The organism is Rubrivirga sp., assembly GCF_049648075.1.
In the GTDB taxonomy this organism is placed as follows: Bacteria; Bacteroidota; Rhodothermia; order Rhodothermales; family Rubricoccaceae; genus Rubrivirga.
Window position 1 is genome coordinate 1 of sequence record NZ_JBARYR010000582.1, and the last position, 1,562, is coordinate 1,562.

The 1,562-nt window shown below is 70.1% G+C and carries 1 protein-coding gene; it reads right to left on the minus strand.

All coding sequences use genetic code 11. The annotated features are described in order from the left end of the window. Positions 1-135: 135 nt before the first annotated feature. The coding region (locus WBA11_RS16145) for a thioredoxin domain-containing protein (RefSeq protein ID WP_424521681.1) at positions 136-1,562 on the minus strand (1,427 nt) is incomplete at its 5' end.

The window sequence follows — 1,562 nt, forward strand, 5'->3', positions numbered from 1 at the left end:
TGCGCCGACCTCGATGCGCCGACCTCGAGGGCGGACGGTGACCTGTCCCCCTCCTCATCCCAGGAGGGGGACTCAATCTGCGGCTTTGGGGTCGACGGAGTGCGGCTCCTTGTTGAGCATCCTCGAGGCCGACGGCTAGTCACCGCGTACGCTCACGCGGAGCAGCCGCGCGGCCTCGAGGGCGTCCGTAGTCGGGGCCTGGCAGGCAAAGTCGCGGCAAACGTAGGCCGTCGCCTCGCCCTCGAGGGCGACCTGGGCCGAGACGAACGGCGCGAGATCCTCGATGGGCGACGAGCCCGATCCAGGCGTCCGTAGGGCGACAACCGAGAACGGCGCGTACACCGACCGCACCGCCTCGATCATGGCGGTTTGACCGGTCCCGTCTGCGATGACGATTTCCTGGCTTGGGCCGAGAGCGAACCCCCCGGCCGTCATCAAGTGAGTGAAGCCGGACGGGTGCTCCCTCACCACGTCGGGCGCGCGCACCCCTCGCAATGCGGCGTCCTCGAGGTCGGAGTCGCCCGTGAGCCGTGCCAGCCGAAGCCCGTTCAGAATGGCGACGCTGTTTCCGGCCGGGATCGCGCCATCGTCGAGCGCCTTTTGGCGGACGAGCAGGTCGGTCGCACCGTTGGCCGAGACGAAGTAGCCTCCGGCGGCGTCCTCGAAGCGGCCTCGCATTCGGCCGTGCAGGTCGAGGGCGGCCTCGAGGACGGTGACGTCGAACGTGGTCTGGTACACCTCAATCAGACCCCACACCACAAACGCGTAGTCGTCGAGCATCCCGTCGATCCCGGCCTGACCCTCGCGGTAGCGGTGGACGAGATCGCCGCCCTCGTCTCGCATCTCGTCGAGGACGAAGCGGGACGCGGCCTCCGCGGCGGCGGTGTAATCGTCGCGGCCCAGCGTGCGACCGGCGACGGCGAAAGCCGCGATGGCGAGACCGTTCCAGTCGGCCAACACCTTGTCGTCCAACAGCGGACGCGGGCGTTGGGACCGGACCTCCAGCAACCGCGCGCGGATCGACGCGAGCCGGTCTTCGAGGGCGCCGACCTCGAGGCCGAGAGACTGGGCCACGTCCTCGAGAGGGTTTTCGACCTCGAGGGCGGGCGTCGGGTAGTGGAGCACGTTCGAGCCCGTCCGTTGGCGCGTCGCCTCGTCGATCATCGTCCCCTCGTCGGTGGCGCCCCAGACCGCCGCGGCGACGGCGCCGTCGTCTGGACCGAGGACCGCATCGAGGTCGGACCGCGTCCAGACGTAGAACGCTCCCTCCTCCCGTTCGCCGTGCTGGTCGAGGGAGTCGGCGTCCTCGGCCGAGTAGAACGCGCTGCTGGGCGCACGCAGGTCGCGCAGGACGTAGTCGAGCGTGGACTCGGCGGCGGCACGGAGGTCGGCAGCGCCGGTCGCGTGCCAGGCCTCGACGCAGGCGAGCGCGTAGAGCGCCTGGTCGTAGAGCATCTTTTCGAAGTGCGGCAGCAGCCAGACGCGGTCGGTCGAGTAGCGGTGGAGGCCGCCGCCGACGTGGTCGGTTACGCCGCCGCGGTGGATCGCTCGCAGGGTGGCGA